The sequence below is a fragment of the Amycolatopsis sp. NPDC004747 genome, from assembly GCF_053601335.1.
Map to the genome: position 1 here is coordinate 102,852 of NZ_JBSGBQ010000014.1, position 14,418 is coordinate 117,269.

A 14,418-nucleotide genomic window follows, 5' to 3' on the forward strand; every position below is an offset into this window, starting at 1 on the left:
CGACCGTTCGGGTATCACGCAAATGTACTCGAAAATGATTGTCGTGAGCCGTAAGGTCGAATTCCGGGTGACCAGTCTGCCGTTTTCCCTGGACCGCACCGAATAATTCTCCCGGCGCCATTCCGGCGCCGTCTCGGGCGAGAAGGGATCACCGATGAGCACAACCAAGCACCGGGCCGCACTGGCCGCGGTTCCCGTGGCACTCGGGCTGCTCCTGGCCGGCCCCGCGGTGGGCACGGCGTCGGCCGCGCCACGATCCGGCGCGGACGTCCAGGCTCGCCACTGCCTGCTGGTCTGCGGCGACTACTACCACCACCACCATCACCACGGGCACATCAACATCCTGGGCCTGCACCTCTGGCTGTACCTGTAGGTCCCAGCCGTGCCGGGGCAGGCGCCGCCCCGGCACCCTCACGCATTTCGCGACACACGGAATGGTACGGCCGAAATCAGGACGAGCCCATTTCGATCACCGCTCGCACGCACTTCGCGACCACCGCCGGGTCCACCTTGACCACCCGCCGGTCGTAGGTGAGCAGCCCGTTGACCTCGTTTTCGACATCCGTCGTCTGGGTGTAGACGGCGCCGGACAAGCCGCGCTCCGCCACCACTCGCTCGAGAGCGGCGCTCACCTCGGCATAACGCTCGGTGAGCCGCTCCCGCGTCGTCGTCATCTCGTACGCGTTCGGCGGACCCGGCCAGCAGTGGTCGTCCAGAACCAGACCGAGGCCACCGTACTCGCCGTCGACGATCGCGCGGCCGTCGCTGACCGACGGCGTACCCGGGCCGACGTACGTGTGGTCGTCGTAGACGTCGCCCGCGCCGCTGTCCGGCCGGGAGAAGCAGCAGTTGACGCCGCTGTTCGCGATCACCAGCCGTGTCGGGTCGAGGGCTTTGACCGATTCCGCGACACGCGCGGTGTCGAACTCGCCCCAGCCTTCGTTGAACGGGACCCAGCCGACGATCGACGGGACCGCCTGCAGCTGCTTCACCATTTCGGTCAGCTCCGCCTCGAACCGCTCACGCGCCCGCGGGACCGGGTCCGGCGCGATCCCGGGCGGGCCGTCGAACGACACGGTCAGCGACGGCATGTCCTGCCAGACGACCAGGCCCAGCGTGTCGGCCCAGAAGTACCAGCGGGCCGGCTCGACCTTGACGTGCTTCCGGACGAAGTTGAAGCCCAGCTCCTTCGTCTTCTCGAGGTCGAACCGGAGGGCTTCGTCGGTGGGCGCGGTCGAGATACCGTCCGGCCAATAGCCCTGGTCGAGCGGTCCGTGCAGAAAGGTGGGCCGGCCGTTGAGCGCGATCCGCGGACGCCCTTGCGCGTCCGGGAGCAGGCCGATCGTCCGCAGGCCGGCGTAGCTGCCGACCTCGTCGGAAACCGCACCACGCCCGTCGAGCAGCTGGACGCGCAGCGAATAGAGGTGCGGGTCGTCGGGTGTCCACAAGCGCGGCGAAGGGATGTCCACGCGCACCGCCGTCCCGGCCGCACCCGAGGCCCGCGCCACCTCGGCGCCGTTTGCCGAAATGACGACAACGGCCTCGCCGCCGCCATTGACCTGCGGGAACACCGTCACGCCGGTCAAGTCCGGGGTCAGGTCCAGCCGCTCGATCCGCGTCTCGGGGACCGGCTCCAGCCACACCGTTTGCCAGATTCCGGACGACGGCGTGTAGCAGATCCCACCGGGCGCGTTGCGCTGCTTGCCGACCGGGAAGGGCTCGATGTCGGTTCGATCCTCGGCGCGGACAGTCAGCTCCTGTGGCCCTGACGCGCGCAGGACGTCGGTGATGTCCGCGCTGAACGCTGTGTACCCGCCCTCGTGGGTCGCGACGAGCTGGTTGTTGACCCAGACCTTCGCCGTCTGGTCGACCGCGCCGAAGTGCAGGAGGACGCGGGACCCGCGCCAGTCGGAGGGGACGTCGAAGAGGCGCCGGTACCAGAGGACTTCGTCGCGTCGTCGAATTCCGGACAACGCCGATTCCGGCGGGAACGGGACCAGGATGCGTTCGGCGTAGCCGGACGGCCGTGGTTCGTCCGGTGACGACGGCCAGCCCGCGTACTCCCAGACGCCGTTGAGGTTGAGCCAGCGAGGCCGCGTCAGCTGCGGGCGCGGGTACTCGGGCAGGGCGTTGTCCGGAGCGACGTCGGCGCTCCACGGGGTCGGCAGGGACGGGTCGAGCCGGCGCCAGCCGGAGTCCTCGGGAGAAGTCATCCCGGTCGATGGTGGCAGAGATCCTCGCGACCACCAGTGATCGAGATCACATGTGAACACTTCGCCAGCACGGGCGCGTCGAGGCCTTCCGACTCGCGAGTAACCTCTGCGCATGCGAGTGCTGATGCTGTCCTGGGAGTACCCGCCCGTGGCCATCGGGGGCCTGGCCCGGCACGTCCACGCGCTCGCCACCCACCTCGCCCGCCAGGGCCACGAGGTCGTGGTGCTCTGCCGACACGCCGCGGGCACCGACGCCGGGACGCACCCGCGCACCGACCGGGTCGTCGAGGGCGTGCGGATCATCCGGGTCGCCGAGGACCCGATGCACGTGACCTTCGAACGGGACCTCGTCGCCTGGACGCTGGCCATGGGGCACGCCATGATCCGCGCCGCGCAGGACCTGCTGCGCACCTGGCAGCCCGACGTCGTCCACGCGCACGACTGGCTGGTCGCCCACCCGGCCATCGCGATCGCCGAGGCCGCGCGGGTGCCGCTGGTCGGCACGATCCACGCGACCGAGGCCGGGCGGCACTCCGGCTGGCTGTCGCACCCGCTGAACCAGCAGGTTCACTCGGTCGAATGGTGGCTCGCGAACCGTGCCGACGCACTGATCACCTGCTCGCAGGCGATGCGCCGCGAGGTCGCGCACCTCTTCGAGGTCGAGGCGGCCGACATCACGGTGATCCACAACGGCATCGAGGAGCGCGGCTGGCAGGTGCCCGCGGACGAGATCGCCCACGCCCGCGAGGTCTACAGCCCGGCCGGTGCGCCGCTCTTGCTCTATTTCGGACGACTCGAGTGGGAGAAGGGCGTGCAGGACCTCCTGGCCGCGCTCCCCCGCATCCGGCGCCGCCACCCGGGCACCCGAGTGGTCGTTGCCGGAAAAGGACGACACTTCGACGAACTGGTCGAACAGTCGCGCAAGCTGCGGGTGCGGCGCGCGGTCGACTTCGTCGGGCACCTCTCCGACCGCGACCTCCGCGCGGCGCTGGCCGCGGCCGACGCCGTGGTGCTGCCTAGCCGGTACGAGCCATTCGGCATCGTCGCCCTGGAGGCCGCGGCCGCGAAGGCGCCGCTGGTCGCGTCGACGGCCGGCGGGCTCGGCGAGGTCGTCGTGCACGGCGAGACCGGGCTGGCGTTCAGTCCCGGGGACGTCGGCGCGCTGGCCGCGGCGGTGACGACCGTGCTCTCCGACGCCGAAGCCGCGGCCGAGCGGGCGCGGGCCGCGCAGTCCCGGCTCGCCGCGGACTTCGACTGGGGCCGGATCGCCGAAGCGACGGCAGAGGTCTACCGGCGGGCGAAGCCGGGCGAACCGGTCGAGCTGCCCCGGCCCAAGATCGCGACCGGCAACGCCTTCGAGCCGGTCCCGGCCGAGATCCCGGAAGTCTAGGTAGCCGCGCCCTCAGAACCGGCAGGGCCGGAAGCAGTCCGGACGGGCCTGGACGGCCGTGGTCGTGATTCCGTCCACGGCGAACGCGAGCGAAAACACGACGAAGAAAATGGCGACGGCAGCTCTCAACCTGCTGGTCATGGGGACTCCTCGGGAACGGCGGCGCGATCGGCGCCTCGCAGCGAGCATCCGCGCCGCCTGCCGGGGAAACAATAAGCGGAACAGCAGGGGCCGATACGTATTCGCCTTCCGTGATCGGTTCGTCCGGTTCACCTCGTGCCGGTCAGCACCCGGACCCGGACGCGCTCCCGCAGCGGCCTGTGCGGGGCGACCGCCGCCCGGATGCGCTCGGTGAACGACGGCCGTTCGTCCAGCTCAGGCAGCTGATCCGGGCTCATGGCCGAAAAACGCCACCGGCCAGTTCGTCGACGCTCAGCGGCGCGGTGTACTCGACGGCTGCCGAACCCAGCGCGTACCCGGCGGCGGCGAGGGCCTTCGCATACCGCTCCTGGCTCGCTTCGTCCGTGCCGCAGGTCCGGTGCGGCGGGGTGCCGAGGTAAGCGGAGACGACCTCACGCAGCGCGGCCGACCACGCCGTGTCCTGCAGCCAGAGCGGCTCGCCGTTGGTCACCACGGCGACACCGCCGCCGGGACGCAGCAGCGGGCGGACCGCCACGAACAGGCGCTCGTGGTCCATCCAGTGCAACGCCTGCGCCACCGTCACCGCGGACCGAGGAGGGCCGTCAGCACGTCGACGTCGGAGTCCGCGCCGAGCAGCCAGCCGCTGGTAGTACTCGCTCACGTCGCCGCCGAACGCCGAGGTCGTCATGGTGCGAGGCTGCCCGCCACGACCGGCGAGCAGCCGCCGTTCCGCTCAAGGCGGACCCGAGCGTCACAGTCGGGTCTCGGTCGGCAACCCTCTGGCCTGCGCAAACGCCTTAAAGACACGAACCACACTCCGTGAGGTCACCATGAAGATCCTCTCCCTCACCGCGGCCGGCCTGCTCGCCCTCACCCCGGCAGCCGCCGCGCAGACCACCACACCCGCACCGTTGCCCACCTGGCTGAAACTGTCCGCCGCCAGCGGGCACGCCGGCGAACGGGTCTCTCTCACCGTCGCGTGCGAAAGCGAAGTGGGCCCGGTCACGACCAAGGCGCTGCGCATCACCGCGCCCTTGGACCGCAATGCCGAGGGACACCAGCCGTGGGCGTTTTTCGGCGAAAGCACCGTCGCCGCCGTCGCACCCGGCACGTATCCGGTGTCCGTCCGCTGCGGGGGAGAAACCTTGACCGCCCGGTTCACAGTCCTGGGGAAGCCCCGGCCCAGCCAGGTGAAGGTGCTCCCCCACGGCGCTCCCCGGACCGGGGACGGCTCGGCCGCCTAGAAGACCGGCAACAGCACGCCGTGCTCCGAATCCGGCCGCCGGCCGAAGATGCGGCGGTCGGCCTCGGCGATCGGCACGTCGTTGATGCTCGCTTCGCGGCGGCGCATCAGGCCTTCGTCGCTGAACTCCCAGAGCTCGTTGCCGTAGCTGCGGAACCACTGCCCCTCGGCGGTCCGGGACTCGTACTGGAACCGGACACCGATGCGGTTGCCGCGGAAGCCCCAGAGTTCCTTGCGCAGCGCGTAGTCGAGTTCGCGCTCCCACTTCGCGGTGAGGAACCTGACGATCTCCGCGCGCCCGACGACGTATTGGTCGCGATTGCGCCAGACCGAGTCCTCGGTGTACGCGAGCGAGACGCGCTCCGGGTCGCGGGTGTTCCACGCGTCTTCGGCGGCCTGGACCTTCTGGCGGGCGGTGTCCTCGTCGAACGGCGGGAACGGCGGGCGTGGGGTCATGACAGCTCCTTCCAAAGGCGGAGAACGTGCGTTCTCCACTGCTCCAGCTAGACTAGAGAACGATCATTCTCAGCGCCAGGGGCAGGTGACATGGATTCCACGGAGGCGACCGACCGCCTGCTGGAGGCCGCCGAGGACCTCTTCTACGCCCACGGCGTGCAAGCGGTCGGGATGGACGCCGTCCGCGAACGCTCCGGCGTCTCGCTCAAGCGGCTCTACCAGTGCTTTCCGGCGAAGAACGACCTGGTCGAGGCGTATTTGCTGCGCCGCGACGAACGCTGGCGCGGCTCGTTGCGCGATTTCGTCCACGCCCGCGGGGACGACCCCCTGGCCGTGTTCGCCTGGCTGAAGAACTGGTTCGCCGAGCCGGGCTTCCGCGGCTGCGCGTTCATCAACTCCTTCGGCGAGTTCGGGGAGCCCGCCCCGGGCATCGCCGCCGCGATCCGGAAGCACAAGGACGAGGTCCGCACCTACCTGCGTGGTCTGGTTTCCGACCAGAGCACCGCTGACCAGCTGTTCTCGCTCATGGAGGGGGCGACCGTGCTCGCCGCCATCACGGGCGACCCGCGCGAGGCGGACACGGCCGGCGAAGCAGCGAAGGTGCTGCTCAAAGCCCTCGTGTGAGGGACGACTCTGCGTAACGACCCGCGGCCGGGAGCCGACTACCGGCCACCAGCAGCGACTGCGCAGAGGAGCCGGTCCCATGAAGATCTTCGTCGCGGCAGCCTCGGATCCGGTGGTCCCTGATTGGCGCGTTTTCGGCCACGGGCTGGTCGCGGGGCTCGTCGCGGCGGTCGCCGTGACCGCCGTCCTCGCGTTGCTCGCGTTCAAGGAACGCGGCGCCGAACTGCCCGGCGGCGCCCAGTGGAAGTTCACCGACAGCTGGGCCAGCAACCTCACGGCGTTGACCGCTGCCTTCGCCGCGCTGCTGGCCGCCTTCTCCGGCAAGCTCGACACGGCGATCGCGCCGGGGGCGTCGACGGCCTTCGCGGTTGCGTCGGCGCTCTACGTCGCCATCGCCGCCTGCGCGCCGATCGCCTATACCGTCGGCCAGGTATCGAATCCAAGGGGCAAATCGGCCGGGCTCGAAGGCAGCCGAACCGGGCTCGTCGGCGCCGCGTTCCTCACGCTGTGGTCGGTTTTTTCGTCACTCGGCTCGGTCGTCTTCGTCCTGCGGTACGGCGGGATCGGCGCCATCCGGGACTACCAGGTGCTCGCCACGGTCCTCTTGGCGGTGATGGCGCTGCTGGTCGCGGCCTATGCCGTCCGGACCATCCACTGGCTGCTCACCGTGCGGGACACGACCACCGCGCTGCCCGGCATCACCGGGTTCACCTGCTGCGAACCGCCGTCGACCGTCATGACGCGGCGGGTCTTCCTGCTCTGAACGAAAAATGAACCGGTCCGGTGACGGGGAGCCGCCGTCACCGGACCGGTCCGGACCCACACCATCCCAACAGTGTGGAATCCGGCCTCCCCTCGTCAGGTAGGGGAGGCCGGGGCCCCTGCTACCGGGCGTCCGTGAGGTACCGCGCGTAGGCACCCGTGGTGAGGAAGCTCGGCAGCTTCTCACCCAGCGCGGTTTCGGTGAAGATCTCGTACGCGTCGTCGAGGCGGTTGCTCTCGCCCAGCTCGGCGCGCACCGAGGCGAGTTCGTCGTCCAGGAATTCGACCGCCAGCTCGCGGGTCAGCGCCGTGCCGTCCTCGAGCTTCGTGCCGTTGCGGATCCACTGCCAGACCTGGCAGCGCGCGATCTCCGCGGTGGCCGCGTCCTCCATCAGGTTGTGGATCGCCGCCGCGCCGGTGCCCCGCAGCCACGCGTCGACGTACCGCAGCGCGACGTTGATGTTCGCGCGCACGCCCGCTTCGGTGACCTCGCCGCCGGCGCTGGCCACGTCGAGCAGGTCCTCGGCGGTGACGTGGACGTCGTCGCGCAGCTTGCCGAGCTGGTTCGGCCAGCCGCCGAGCACGCCGTCGAAGACCTCGCGGCAGATCGGGACCAGGCCGGGGTGCGCGACCCAGGAGCCGTCGAAACCGTCGCCGGCCTCGCGTTCCTTGTCCGCACGGACCTTCTCGGCGGCGATTTCGTTGACCGAAGGGTCCTTGCTCGGGATGAACGCGGCCATGCCGCCGATGGCGTGCGCGCCACGCCGGTGGCAGGTGCGCACGAGCAGCTCGGTGTAGGCCCGCATGAACGGCACGGTCATCGTGACCTGCGCGCGGTCCGGCAGCACGAAGTCGGCGCCGTGCGCGGCGAAGTTCTTGATCAGGCTGAAGATGTAGTCCCAGCGGCCGGCGTTGAGACCCGCGGCGTGCTCGCGCAGCTCGTAGAGGATTTCGTCCATCTCGAACGCGGCGGTGATCGTCTCGATCAGGACGGTGGCGCGGATGGTGCCGCGCGGGATGCCCAGTTCACGCTGCGCCAGCAGGAAGACGTCGTTCCACAGGCGCGCTTCGAGGTGGTTCTCCAGCTTCGGCAGGTAGAAGTACGGGCCGACGCCGCGGGCGAGCAGCTGGCGCGCGTTGTGGAAGAAGTACAGCCCGAAGTCGACCAGGCTCGCCGACACGGGACGGCCGTCGATGCGGATGTGCTTCTCGACCAGGTGCCAGCCGCGGGGCCGCGCGACGATCGTCGCCGGGTCGTCGCCGATCGTGTAGCGCTTGCCGGCTTCCGTCGTGAAGTCGATGTTGCGGCGGATCGCGTCGAAGAGGTTGAGCTGGCCGTCGATGACGTTGTGCCACGTCGGCGACGTCGCGTCCTCGAAGTCCGCCAGCCAGACCTTGGCGCCGGAGTTCAGCGCGTTGACCGTCATCTTGCGGTCGGTCGGGCCGGTGATCTCGACGCGGCGGTCCTCCAGACCGGGCGCGGTCGGGGCGACGTGCCACGACTCGTCGTCGCGGATCCGGCGGGTCTCGGGCAGGAAGCCGAGCGGCTTCTCGCCGGACTGCAGTTCCTCGCGCCGCGTGCGGCGGGCGTCGAGCAGCTCGCGACGGCGGCCGGCGAACGTGTTGTCCAGCTTGGCCAGGAAGTCGAGTGCCGCCGGGGTCAGGATCTCCGCGAACCGGCCCTCGACCGGGCCGGTGACCTCGATGCGGTAGTTCAGCCGATCAACCATGGGGTGCCTCCGCGAGCTGTGGGCAGGGAAGGAAAGAAGGGGGAAGGTCGCGGCCCGGCGACGGTGGGGGTTGCCGTCGTCGGGCCGCGGCCGGGATCAGTGGAACTGGGCTTCTTCGGTGGAGCCCTTGAGCGCGGTGGTCGAGCTCTCCGGGTTCAGCGCCGTCGCGACGTTGTCGAAGTAGCCGGTGCCGACCTCGCGCTGGTGCTTGGTCGCGGTGTAGCCGCGGCTCTCCGAAGCGAACTCGCGCTCCTGCAGGTCGACGTAGGCGGTCATGCCCTCGCGGGCATAGCCGTGCGCCAGGTCGAACATCGAGTAGTTCAGCGCGTGGAAGCCGGCCAGCGTGATGAACTGGAACTTGTAGCCCATGTGGCCGAGCTCGCGCTGGAACTTCGCGATCGTGGCGTCGTCCAGGTGCTTCTTCCAGTTGAACGACGGCGAGCAGTTGTAGGCCAGCATCTGGTCCGGGAACTTCGCCTTGATCGCCTCGGCGTACTTGCGCGCCACCTCGAGGTCCGGCTCGGAGGTCTCCATCCAGAGCAGGTCGGCGTACTGGGCGTAGGCCAGGCCGCGCTCGATGCAGGGCTCGATGCCGTTGCGGACCTCGTAGAAGCCCTCGGCGGTGCGGCCGCCGGTGAGGAACTGCTGGTCGCGCTCGTCGACGTCGCTGGTCAGCAGCGTCGCGGCCTGCGCGTCGGTGCGGGCGACGACGAGGGTCGGCACGTTCAGCACGTCGGACGCCAGGCGGGCGGCGTTCAGCGTGCGCTCGTGCTGCTTGGTCGGGATCAGCACCTTGCCGCCGAGGTGACCACACTTCTTCTCCGACGCGAGCTGGTCCTCCCAGTGCACGCCCGCGGCGCCGGCCGCGATCATGCCCTTCATCAGCTCGAACGCGTTGAGCGGGCCGCCGAAGCCGGCTTCGGCGTCGGCAACGATCGGGGCGTACCAGTCGATGTCGGTGTTGCCCTCGGCCCAGCTGATCTGGTCGGCGCGGCCCAGCGCGTTGTTGATCCGGCGGACCACGGCCGGCACCGAGTTGGCCGGGTACAGGCTCTGGTCCGGGTAGGTCTGGCCGGACAGGTTGGCGTCGGCCGCGACCTGCCAGCCGGACAGGTAGATCGCCTGCAGGCCCGCGCGGACCTGCTGGACGGCCTGGTTGCCGGTGAGCGCGCCGAGCGCGTGGATGTAGTCCTCGGTGTGCAGCAGGTCCCACAGCTTCTCCGCGCCACGGCGGGCCAGCGTGTGCTCCTCGACGACGCTGCCGCGCAGCTTGACCACGTCTTCGGCCGAGTAGGAGCGCTGCACGCCCGCCCAGCGGGGGTCGTTCGCCCACTGCGCGGCCAGCTCCGCGGCCGCCTGCTTGGCCTGTTCCGTCATCGGTACTCCCGGTGTTGCGAAGTTTGCGATTGCTCGCCTTGCTTGGCCTGACCCTGACACGCCAGCGAAAACGAGGTCCAGTTGTCCAATTTGCCAATTTGTGCGAAGGGTCCGTACGCTCTTTGCAAAGGTTGCGAATCGGCCGGTTCGCAAGTGATCGAAAATCCGCGTTCTTGACCGTTCACGTAACCGTTCAGGACCGGAAACCTTCCGGAAAGGAGGGCACGAATGGAGAAGACTTTCGCCGGCGCGCGGCTGCGACACCTCCGCGAAAGCCGCTCGATGAGCCAGGCCGACCTCGCCCGTGTGCTGGAGATCTCACCCAGCTACCTCAACCAGATCGAGCACAACTCGCGCCCGCTGACCGTGCCGGTCCTGCTGCGGATCACGCAGGCGTTCGGCGTCGACACCGAGTTCTTCGCCAACAACGACACCTCCCGCCTGGTCGCCGACGTCAAGGAAGCCCTGCTGGACGAGGTCCTCGGCGTGGACGTCACGACCAGCGAGCTCAACGACCTGGCGACGAACCTCCCGGCGATCGCGCAGGCGCTGGTCAAGCTGCACCGCAGCTACCGCAACGCCGTCGAGAGCACCGCCGCCCTGACCACGGAAAACGGTCTGGGCCTGCACGGCAGCGCCGCCGCGCCGCTGCCGCACGAGGAGGTCCGCGACTTCTTCTACGAGCGCGAGAACTATGTCGCGGAACTGGACGAACGCGCCGAGAAGATGGCCGCGGACATCCCGCTGCTGCGCGGGCAGGTGCTGGGCGCGCTGAAGGACCGCCTCTCCCAGCGCTACGGCGTCGAGGTGACCAGCGAGGGCATCGACGAAGGCGCCGGTCAGCAGCACCGCTACGAGCCGGTGACGCGGGTGCTGCGGCTGGCGCCCAGCCTGCGGGTCGGGCAGCAGGCGTTCCGGATGGCTTCGCAGATCGCGCTGCTCGAGTACGACGACCTCATCACCGAGCTGGCCGACTCGTGGGCGTTCTCCGGCCCGGCCGCCCGGTCGCTGGCCCGGGTCGGCCTGGCGAACTACTTCGCCGGGGCGCTGATCCTCCCCTACGGGCCGTTCCTGGCCGCGGCCGAGCGGTTCCGCTACGACATCGAACGGCTCTGCGACCACTACGGCGTCGGCTTCGAGACCGTGTGCCACCGGTTGTCGACTTTGCAGCGGCCGAAGCAACGGGGCGTGCCGTTCTCCTTCGTGCGGGTCGACCGGGCCGGGAACATGTCGAAGCGGCAGTCGGCGGCCGGGTTCCACTTCTCCCGGGTCGGCGGGGCGTGTCCGCTGTGGAACATCTACGAGGCCTTCACCCAGCCGGGCAAGATCCTCACCCAGATCGCCACCCTGCCCGACGGCAAGAGCTACTTCTGGATCGCGCGCACGGTGTCGCGCAACATCGGCGGCTACGGCAGCCCGGGCAAGACCTTCACGGTCGGGCTGGGGTGCGAACTGCGCCACGCCGGACGGCTGGTCTATTCGACCGGCCTCGACCTGGACGAGCCGGCCGCCGCGACGCCCATCGGGATGGGCTGCAAAGTCTGCGAACGGCCGGCCTGCTCGCAGCGCGCCTTCCCGACGATCGGCAAGCAGCTCACCGTGGACGAGAACACCAGCACGTTCGTCCCCTACCCGGCGGTGCCCAAGGGCTGATCACCCGACGACGTGCGTCGTCCACTTCGTCTCGTCCATGCCGAGCAGGGTGATCCGGCTCAGCAGTTCCTTCGCGGTGACGCCCCCGATCTTCGTCTGGTTGAACGAGACGCAGGCCTTCAGGCCGTTCTTCGTCACGCACTCCGGTTTGCCGAGGCCGTCGGTGGGGGCGCCGGGGGGTGCGACGTTGATCGTCGCCAGCCCGCCCTCCGACGTGTACTGCAGCACCAGCCGCCACGGAACGCCGTCCTGGTCCTGACGGCGGTTCAGGTAGCCGTCGCTGAGGGAGAACGTGCCCGGCAGGCTCGTGATGCGCAGCGGCAGCGGGACGGGCCGGATCCCGAACGTGACGTCGCCGGCCACCCGAGTCAGCACCTGCTGCCGGTCCGGGCCCGTGAGGTAGTAGGCGTGCAGCTGGGCCCACCGGCCGTCCCCTGCCCGCCAGCGCAGGTAGCTGTCGCCGCGGTTCAGCGGGTCGTTCGCGGCGGTCGTGAGCCAGTAGCCGTCCTGGGCGCCGATCCGGACGGGGATCCGCGACGGCTGTCCGCCCAGGCCGGGGGGCACGGGCGGCTCCCGGTCGTAAACCGACAACCAGATCATCGGCGGCAGCTCCCCGCGGCCGATGGCCAGCGTCGTGTCGCCGTGCGCGCCGACCGCGTACTCGATGCCCTTGATCTGCTCCGGCAGCCAGCCGAAGTTCGCCTTCGCCACCATCGGGTTGTCGACCGGCACCGGAGTGACGGGCGTGGGCGTGGCCGACGCCGGCGCGGACGCCGCGGGCGCGATCGCCGGCGGCGGGACCGGCCGGAAAAGCGACACCGCCGTCAAGCCGCCGGCCGTCACGACGGCGGCGCAGCCGACGACCAGCGCGGTGGTCCGCACCCGGCGACGGCGTCCCCCGATCCGGCGCGCGCGGTCGAGGTCGATCCGCGGCGGCGGGGCGGGCGTCTCGGCCAGTTCCTTCAGCTTGGTGGCCAGCTCGTGGTCGGTCATGCTCGTCCCTCCCGGATCGGTTCGCGCAGCAGCTCGCGAAGCGCGTCCACGGCTTTGGCGGTCTGGCTCTTGACGGTGCCCTCGGAGCAGCCCAGCGCCCGCGCGGTCTCCGCGACCGGGAGGTCGCAGAAGTAGCGCAGGACGACGGTCGCGCGCTGGCGGGCCGGCAGCCGCTCCAGCGCCGCCCGCAGGTCCAGGGCCAGTTCGACGTCCGCGCCGGGCGCGGGCGGGTCGTGGTCTTTTTCGCGCAAATCCACTCGCCGCCACCACGACGTCCGCTGTTCGGCCAGGAACGTGTTGACCAGCGTGCGACGTGCGTAGCCGTCGAGGTTGCCGGCGCGGGAGGCCCGCGGCCAGTTCGCGTAGAGCCGGGTGATCGCCGACTGGACCAGGTCGTCGGCCCGGTGCCAGTCGCCGCAGAGCAAGTACGCGACCTTGCGCAGCCACGCCGCCCGCGCGGTCACGTACTCGGTGAATCCGGCGTCCATCGGCGCCCCCCATTTCGTTCGTCACCCCTTTGATGCGCCCGGAGGCCCGCGCGGTTGCCCGGTGCGCGCGAGTCGTAGATTCACCGGGGTGCACGACATCGACACGGTGACCGCGGCGACGATCGAGAAGGCCGCCGAGCGGCTGGCCGGGGTGGTGACCCGGACGCCGCTGGAGCCGAGCGCCCGGCTGTCGTCCCGGGTGGACGCGCAGGTCTGGGTGAAGCGCGAGGACCTGCAGACCGTCCGGTCGTACAAGATCCGCGGCGCCTACAACTTCATCGTCCAGCTCGACGAGGACGTCCGCGCCCGGGGCGTCGTCTGCGCCAGCGCAGGCAACCACGCCCAGGGCGTGGCGTACGCGTGCCGGCGGCTCGGCGCCACCGGCCGCGTGTTCGTCCCCGGGACCACGCCGCGGCAGAAGCGCGAACGCATCGCGACGCTCGGCGGCGCGCACATCGAGGTCATCGTGGTCGGCGAAACGTACGAAGACGCCTTCGCCGCGGCCAACGAAGACGCCCAGCGCACGGGCGCGACCCTCGTGCCCGCGTTCGACGACGTCCGCACCGTCGCCGGCCAGGGCACGGTCGCCCTCGAGGTGGTCGAGCAGCTCGGCTTCGTCCCCGACGTGGTGGTCGTGCCCGTCGGCGGCGGCGGGCTGCTCGCCGGGGTCGGCAGCTGGCTGCGCGAGCGGCACCCGGACGTCCGGATCGTCGGCGTCGAACCCGCGGGGGCGGCCTGCATGTCCGCTGCCCTGGAGGCCGGGCACCCGGTGCGGCTGCCGTCGCTCGACTCCTTCGTCGACGGCGCCGCCGTGCGGGAGGCCGGCGCGGTCACCTATCCCCTGGTCCGCGAGAGCGGCGCCGAGCTGACCGCGGTCGCCGAGGGCGCGGTGTGCACCGAGATGCTCGCGATGTACCAGTCCGACGGGATCATCGCCGAACCCGCGGGCGCGCTCGCCGCGGCGTCGCTCGGCACGGTCGTCGACGTCGAGCCCGGCCAGACCGTCGTCTGCCTGGTCTCCGGCGGCAACAACGACGTCAGCCGCTACAGCGAGATCCTCGAACGCTCGCTGATGCACGAAGGGCTGAAGCACTACTTCCTCGTCGGGTTCCCGCAGGAGCCGGGCGCGCTGCGGCGGTTCCTCGAGCAGGTGCTCGGGCCCGAAGACGACATCACGCGCTTCGAGTACGTCAAGCGCACGAACCGCGAGATGGGTCCCGCGCTGGTCGGCATCGAAATCGCCCGGTCGGCCGACCTGCCCGGGCTGCTGGCCCGGATGGACGCGAGCCCGCTGCAGGTCGAGCGGATCGAGCCGGGCAGCCCCCTGTTCCACTTCCTGCTCTGAGCG

The 14,418-nt window shown here is 70.4% G+C and carries 16 protein-coding genes; 7 read left to right on the top strand and 9 right to left on the bottom strand.

Features of this window, described 5'->3' with window-relative positions; all coding sequences use genetic code 11:
* Positions 1–154: 154 nt before the first annotated feature.
* On the top strand, positions 155–373 hold the full coding sequence (locus ACWEGE_RS23590) for a hypothetical protein (protein ID WP_449662596.1): 219 nt from the start codon (positions 155–157) through the stop codon (positions 371–373).
* A gap of 76 nt (positions 374–449) precedes the next feature.
* Here the strand turns inward: ACWEGE_RS23590 and ACWEGE_RS23595 are convergent, their stop codons facing one another.
* Positions 450–2,213 (bottom strand): glycoside hydrolase family 2 protein, encoded by a 1,764-nt coding sequence (locus tag ACWEGE_RS23595; protein WP_449662597.1) that lies wholly within the window; start codon positions 2,211–2,213, stop codon positions 450–452.
* A 112-nt stretch (positions 2,214–2,325) separates the two neighbouring features.
* Between ACWEGE_RS23595 and ACWEGE_RS23600 the strand changes: the two genes are divergently transcribed.
* Complete coding sequence (locus ACWEGE_RS23600; protein ID WP_449662598.1) at positions 2,326–3,603, top strand: glycosyltransferase family 4 protein; 1,278 nt, start codon at positions 2,326–2,328, stop codon at positions 3,601–3,603.
* A 12-nt stretch (positions 3,604–3,615) separates the two neighbouring features.
* Here the strand turns inward: ACWEGE_RS23600 and ACWEGE_RS23605 are convergent, their stop codons facing one another.
* The 3 genes from ACWEGE_RS23605 to ACWEGE_RS23615 form a co-directional block, all read right to left on the bottom strand.
* Positions 3,616–3,744 (bottom strand): hypothetical protein, encoded by a 129-nt coding sequence (locus ACWEGE_RS23605; RefSeq protein ID WP_449662599.1) that lies wholly within the window; start codon positions 3,742–3,744, stop codon positions 3,616–3,618.
* Positions 3,745–3,872: 128 nt separating this feature from the next.
* A complete protein-coding gene (locus ACWEGE_RS23610) occupies positions 3,873–4,001 on the bottom strand; it encodes a hypothetical protein (RefSeq protein ID WP_449662600.1) in 129 nt (42 codons plus the stop codon).
* Positions 3,998–4,432: a hypothetical protein gene (locus tag ACWEGE_RS23615; RefSeq protein WP_449662601.1), complete on the bottom strand. Its 435-nt coding sequence runs from the start codon at positions 4,430–4,432 to the stop codon at positions 3,998–4,000. Before ACWEGE_RS23615 ends, ACWEGE_RS23610 begins: the two co-directional genes overlap by 4 nt.
* 142 nt (positions 4,433–4,574) lie before the next feature.
* Here ACWEGE_RS23615 and ACWEGE_RS23620 point away from each other — a divergent pair, with 142 nt between their 5' ends.
* Positions 4,575–4,988, top strand: coding sequence for a hypothetical protein (locus ACWEGE_RS23620; protein WP_449662602.1), 414 nt, complete (start codon positions 4,575–4,577; stop codon positions 4,986–4,988).
* Here the strand turns inward: ACWEGE_RS23620 and ACWEGE_RS23625 are convergent.
* Positions 4,985–5,443 carry a DUF1348 family protein gene (locus ACWEGE_RS23625; RefSeq protein ID WP_449662603.1) on the bottom strand — a complete coding sequence of 153 codons (459 nt, stop codon included), beginning with the start codon at positions 5,441–5,443 and terminating at the stop codon, positions 4,985–4,987. The two genes, ACWEGE_RS23620 and ACWEGE_RS23625, sit on opposite strands and share 4 nt — an antisense overlap.
* Before the next feature lie 90 nt (positions 5,444–5,533).
* Here ACWEGE_RS23625 and ACWEGE_RS23630 point away from each other — a divergent pair, with 90 nt between their 5' ends.
* The gene (locus tag ACWEGE_RS23630; protein ID WP_449662604.1) at positions 5,534–6,067 is read left to right on the top strand and encodes a TetR/AcrR family transcriptional regulator; all 534 of its coding nucleotides are present in this window, start codon (positions 5,534–5,536) and stop codon (positions 6,065–6,067) included.
* A gap of 79 nt (positions 6,068–6,146) precedes the next feature.
* The gene (locus ACWEGE_RS23635) at positions 6,147–6,830 is read left to right on the top strand and encodes a hypothetical protein (RefSeq protein WP_449662605.1); all 684 of its coding nucleotides are present in this window, start codon (positions 6,147–6,149) and stop codon (positions 6,828–6,830) included.
* Positions 6,831–6,951: 121 nt separating this feature from the next.
* On the opposite strand, the gene aceB is transcribed toward ACWEGE_RS23635, so the two are convergent.
* Both aceB and aceA read right to left on the bottom strand, forming a co-directional pair.
* A complete protein-coding gene (aceB, locus tag ACWEGE_RS23640) occupies positions 6,952–8,559 on the bottom strand; it encodes a malate synthase A (protein WP_449662606.1) in 1,608 nt (535 codons plus the stop codon).
* 96 nt (positions 8,560–8,655) lie between these two features.
* Positions 8,656–9,936: an isocitrate lyase gene (aceA, locus tag ACWEGE_RS23645; RefSeq protein ID WP_449662607.1), complete on the bottom strand. Its 1,281-nt coding sequence runs from the start codon at positions 9,934–9,936 to the stop codon at positions 8,656–8,658.
* Between the two features lie 228 nt (positions 9,937–10,164).
* Here aceA and ACWEGE_RS23650 point away from each other — a divergent pair, with 228 nt between their 5' ends.
* Entirely contained in the window at positions 10,165–11,589 is a 1,425-nt protein-coding gene (locus ACWEGE_RS23650) for a short-chain fatty acyl-CoA regulator family protein (protein ID WP_449662608.1), read from the top strand.
* Here ACWEGE_RS23650 and ACWEGE_RS23655 read toward each other — a convergent pair whose 3' ends face one another.
* Both ACWEGE_RS23655 and ACWEGE_RS23660 read right to left on the bottom strand, forming a co-directional pair.
* Positions 11,590–12,582, bottom strand: coding sequence for a hypothetical protein (locus tag ACWEGE_RS23655; RefSeq protein ID WP_449662609.1), 993 nt, complete (start codon positions 12,580–12,582; stop codon positions 11,590–11,592). It lies immediately after the preceding gene.
* Positions 12,579–13,070, bottom strand: coding sequence for a SigE family RNA polymerase sigma factor (locus ACWEGE_RS23660; RefSeq protein WP_449662610.1), 492 nt, complete (start codon positions 13,068–13,070; stop codon positions 12,579–12,581). The genes ACWEGE_RS23655 and ACWEGE_RS23660 overlap by 4 nt, the downstream gene beginning before the upstream one ends.
* A gap of 88 nt (positions 13,071–13,158) precedes the next feature.
* On the opposite strand from ACWEGE_RS23660, the gene ilvA reads away from it, so the two are divergent.
* On the top strand, positions 13,159–14,415 hold the full coding sequence (gene ilvA, locus ACWEGE_RS23665) for a threonine ammonia-lyase IlvA (protein WP_449662611.1): 1,257 nt from the start codon (positions 13,159–13,161) through the stop codon (positions 14,413–14,415).
* Positions 14,416–14,418: the final 3 nt, after the last annotated feature.

Excerpts from the sequence above, each read along its gene's own strand:
- ACWEGE_RS23660 (WP_449662610.1), bottom strand. The coding sequence starts at position 13,070 with ATGGACGCCGGATTCACCGAGTACGTGACCGCGCGGGCGGCGTGGCTG.
- ACWEGE_RS23635 (WP_449662605.1), top strand. The coding sequence starts at position 6,147 with ATGAAGATCTTCGTCGCGGCAGCCTCGGATCCGGTGGTCCCTGATTGG.
- ACWEGE_RS23650 (WP_449662608.1), top strand. The coding sequence starts at position 10,165 with ATGGAGAAGACTTTCGCCGGCGCGCGGCTGCGACACCTCCGCGAAAGC.
- ACWEGE_RS23655 (WP_449662609.1), bottom strand. The coding sequence starts at position 12,582 with ATGACCGACCACGAGCTGGCCACCAAGCTGAAGGAACTGGCCGAGACG.
- ACWEGE_RS23625 (WP_449662603.1), bottom strand. The coding sequence starts at position 5,443 with ATGACCCCACGCCCGCCGTTCCCGCCGTTCGACGAGGACACCGCCCGC.
- aceB (WP_449662606.1), bottom strand. The coding sequence starts at position 8,559 with ATGGTTGATCGGCTGAACTACCGCATCGAGGTCACCGGCCCGGTCGAG.
- ACWEGE_RS23590 (WP_449662596.1), top strand. The coding sequence starts at position 155 with ATGAGCACAACCAAGCACCGGGCCGCACTGGCCGCGGTTCCCGTGGCA.
- ACWEGE_RS23610 (WP_449662600.1), bottom strand. The coding sequence starts at position 4,001 with ATGAGCCCGGATCAGCTGCCTGAGCTGGACGAACGGCCGTCGTTCACC.
- ACWEGE_RS23615 (WP_449662601.1), bottom strand. The coding sequence starts at position 4,432 with ATGACGACCTCGGCGTTCGGCGGCGACGTGAGCGAGTACTACCAGCGG.
- ACWEGE_RS23630 (WP_449662604.1), top strand. The coding sequence starts at position 5,534 with ATGGATTCCACGGAGGCGACCGACCGCCTGCTGGAGGCCGCCGAGGAC.
- ACWEGE_RS23600 (WP_449662598.1), top strand. The coding sequence starts at position 2,326 with ATGCGAGTGCTGATGCTGTCCTGGGAGTACCCGCCCGTGGCCATCGGG.
- ACWEGE_RS23605 (WP_449662599.1), bottom strand. The coding sequence starts at position 3,744 with ATGACCAGCAGGTTGAGAGCTGCCGTCGCCATTTTCTTCGTCGTGTTT.
- ACWEGE_RS23595 (WP_449662597.1), bottom strand. The coding sequence starts at position 2,213 with ATGACTTCTCCCGAGGACTCCGGCTGGCGCCGGCTCGACCCGTCCCTG.
- aceA (WP_449662607.1), bottom strand. The coding sequence starts at position 9,936 with ATGACGGAACAGGCCAAGCAGGCGGCCGCGGAGCTGGCCGCGCAGTGG.
- ACWEGE_RS23620 (WP_449662602.1), top strand. The coding sequence starts at position 4,575 with ATGAAGATCCTCTCCCTCACCGCGGCCGGCCTGCTCGCCCTCACCCCG.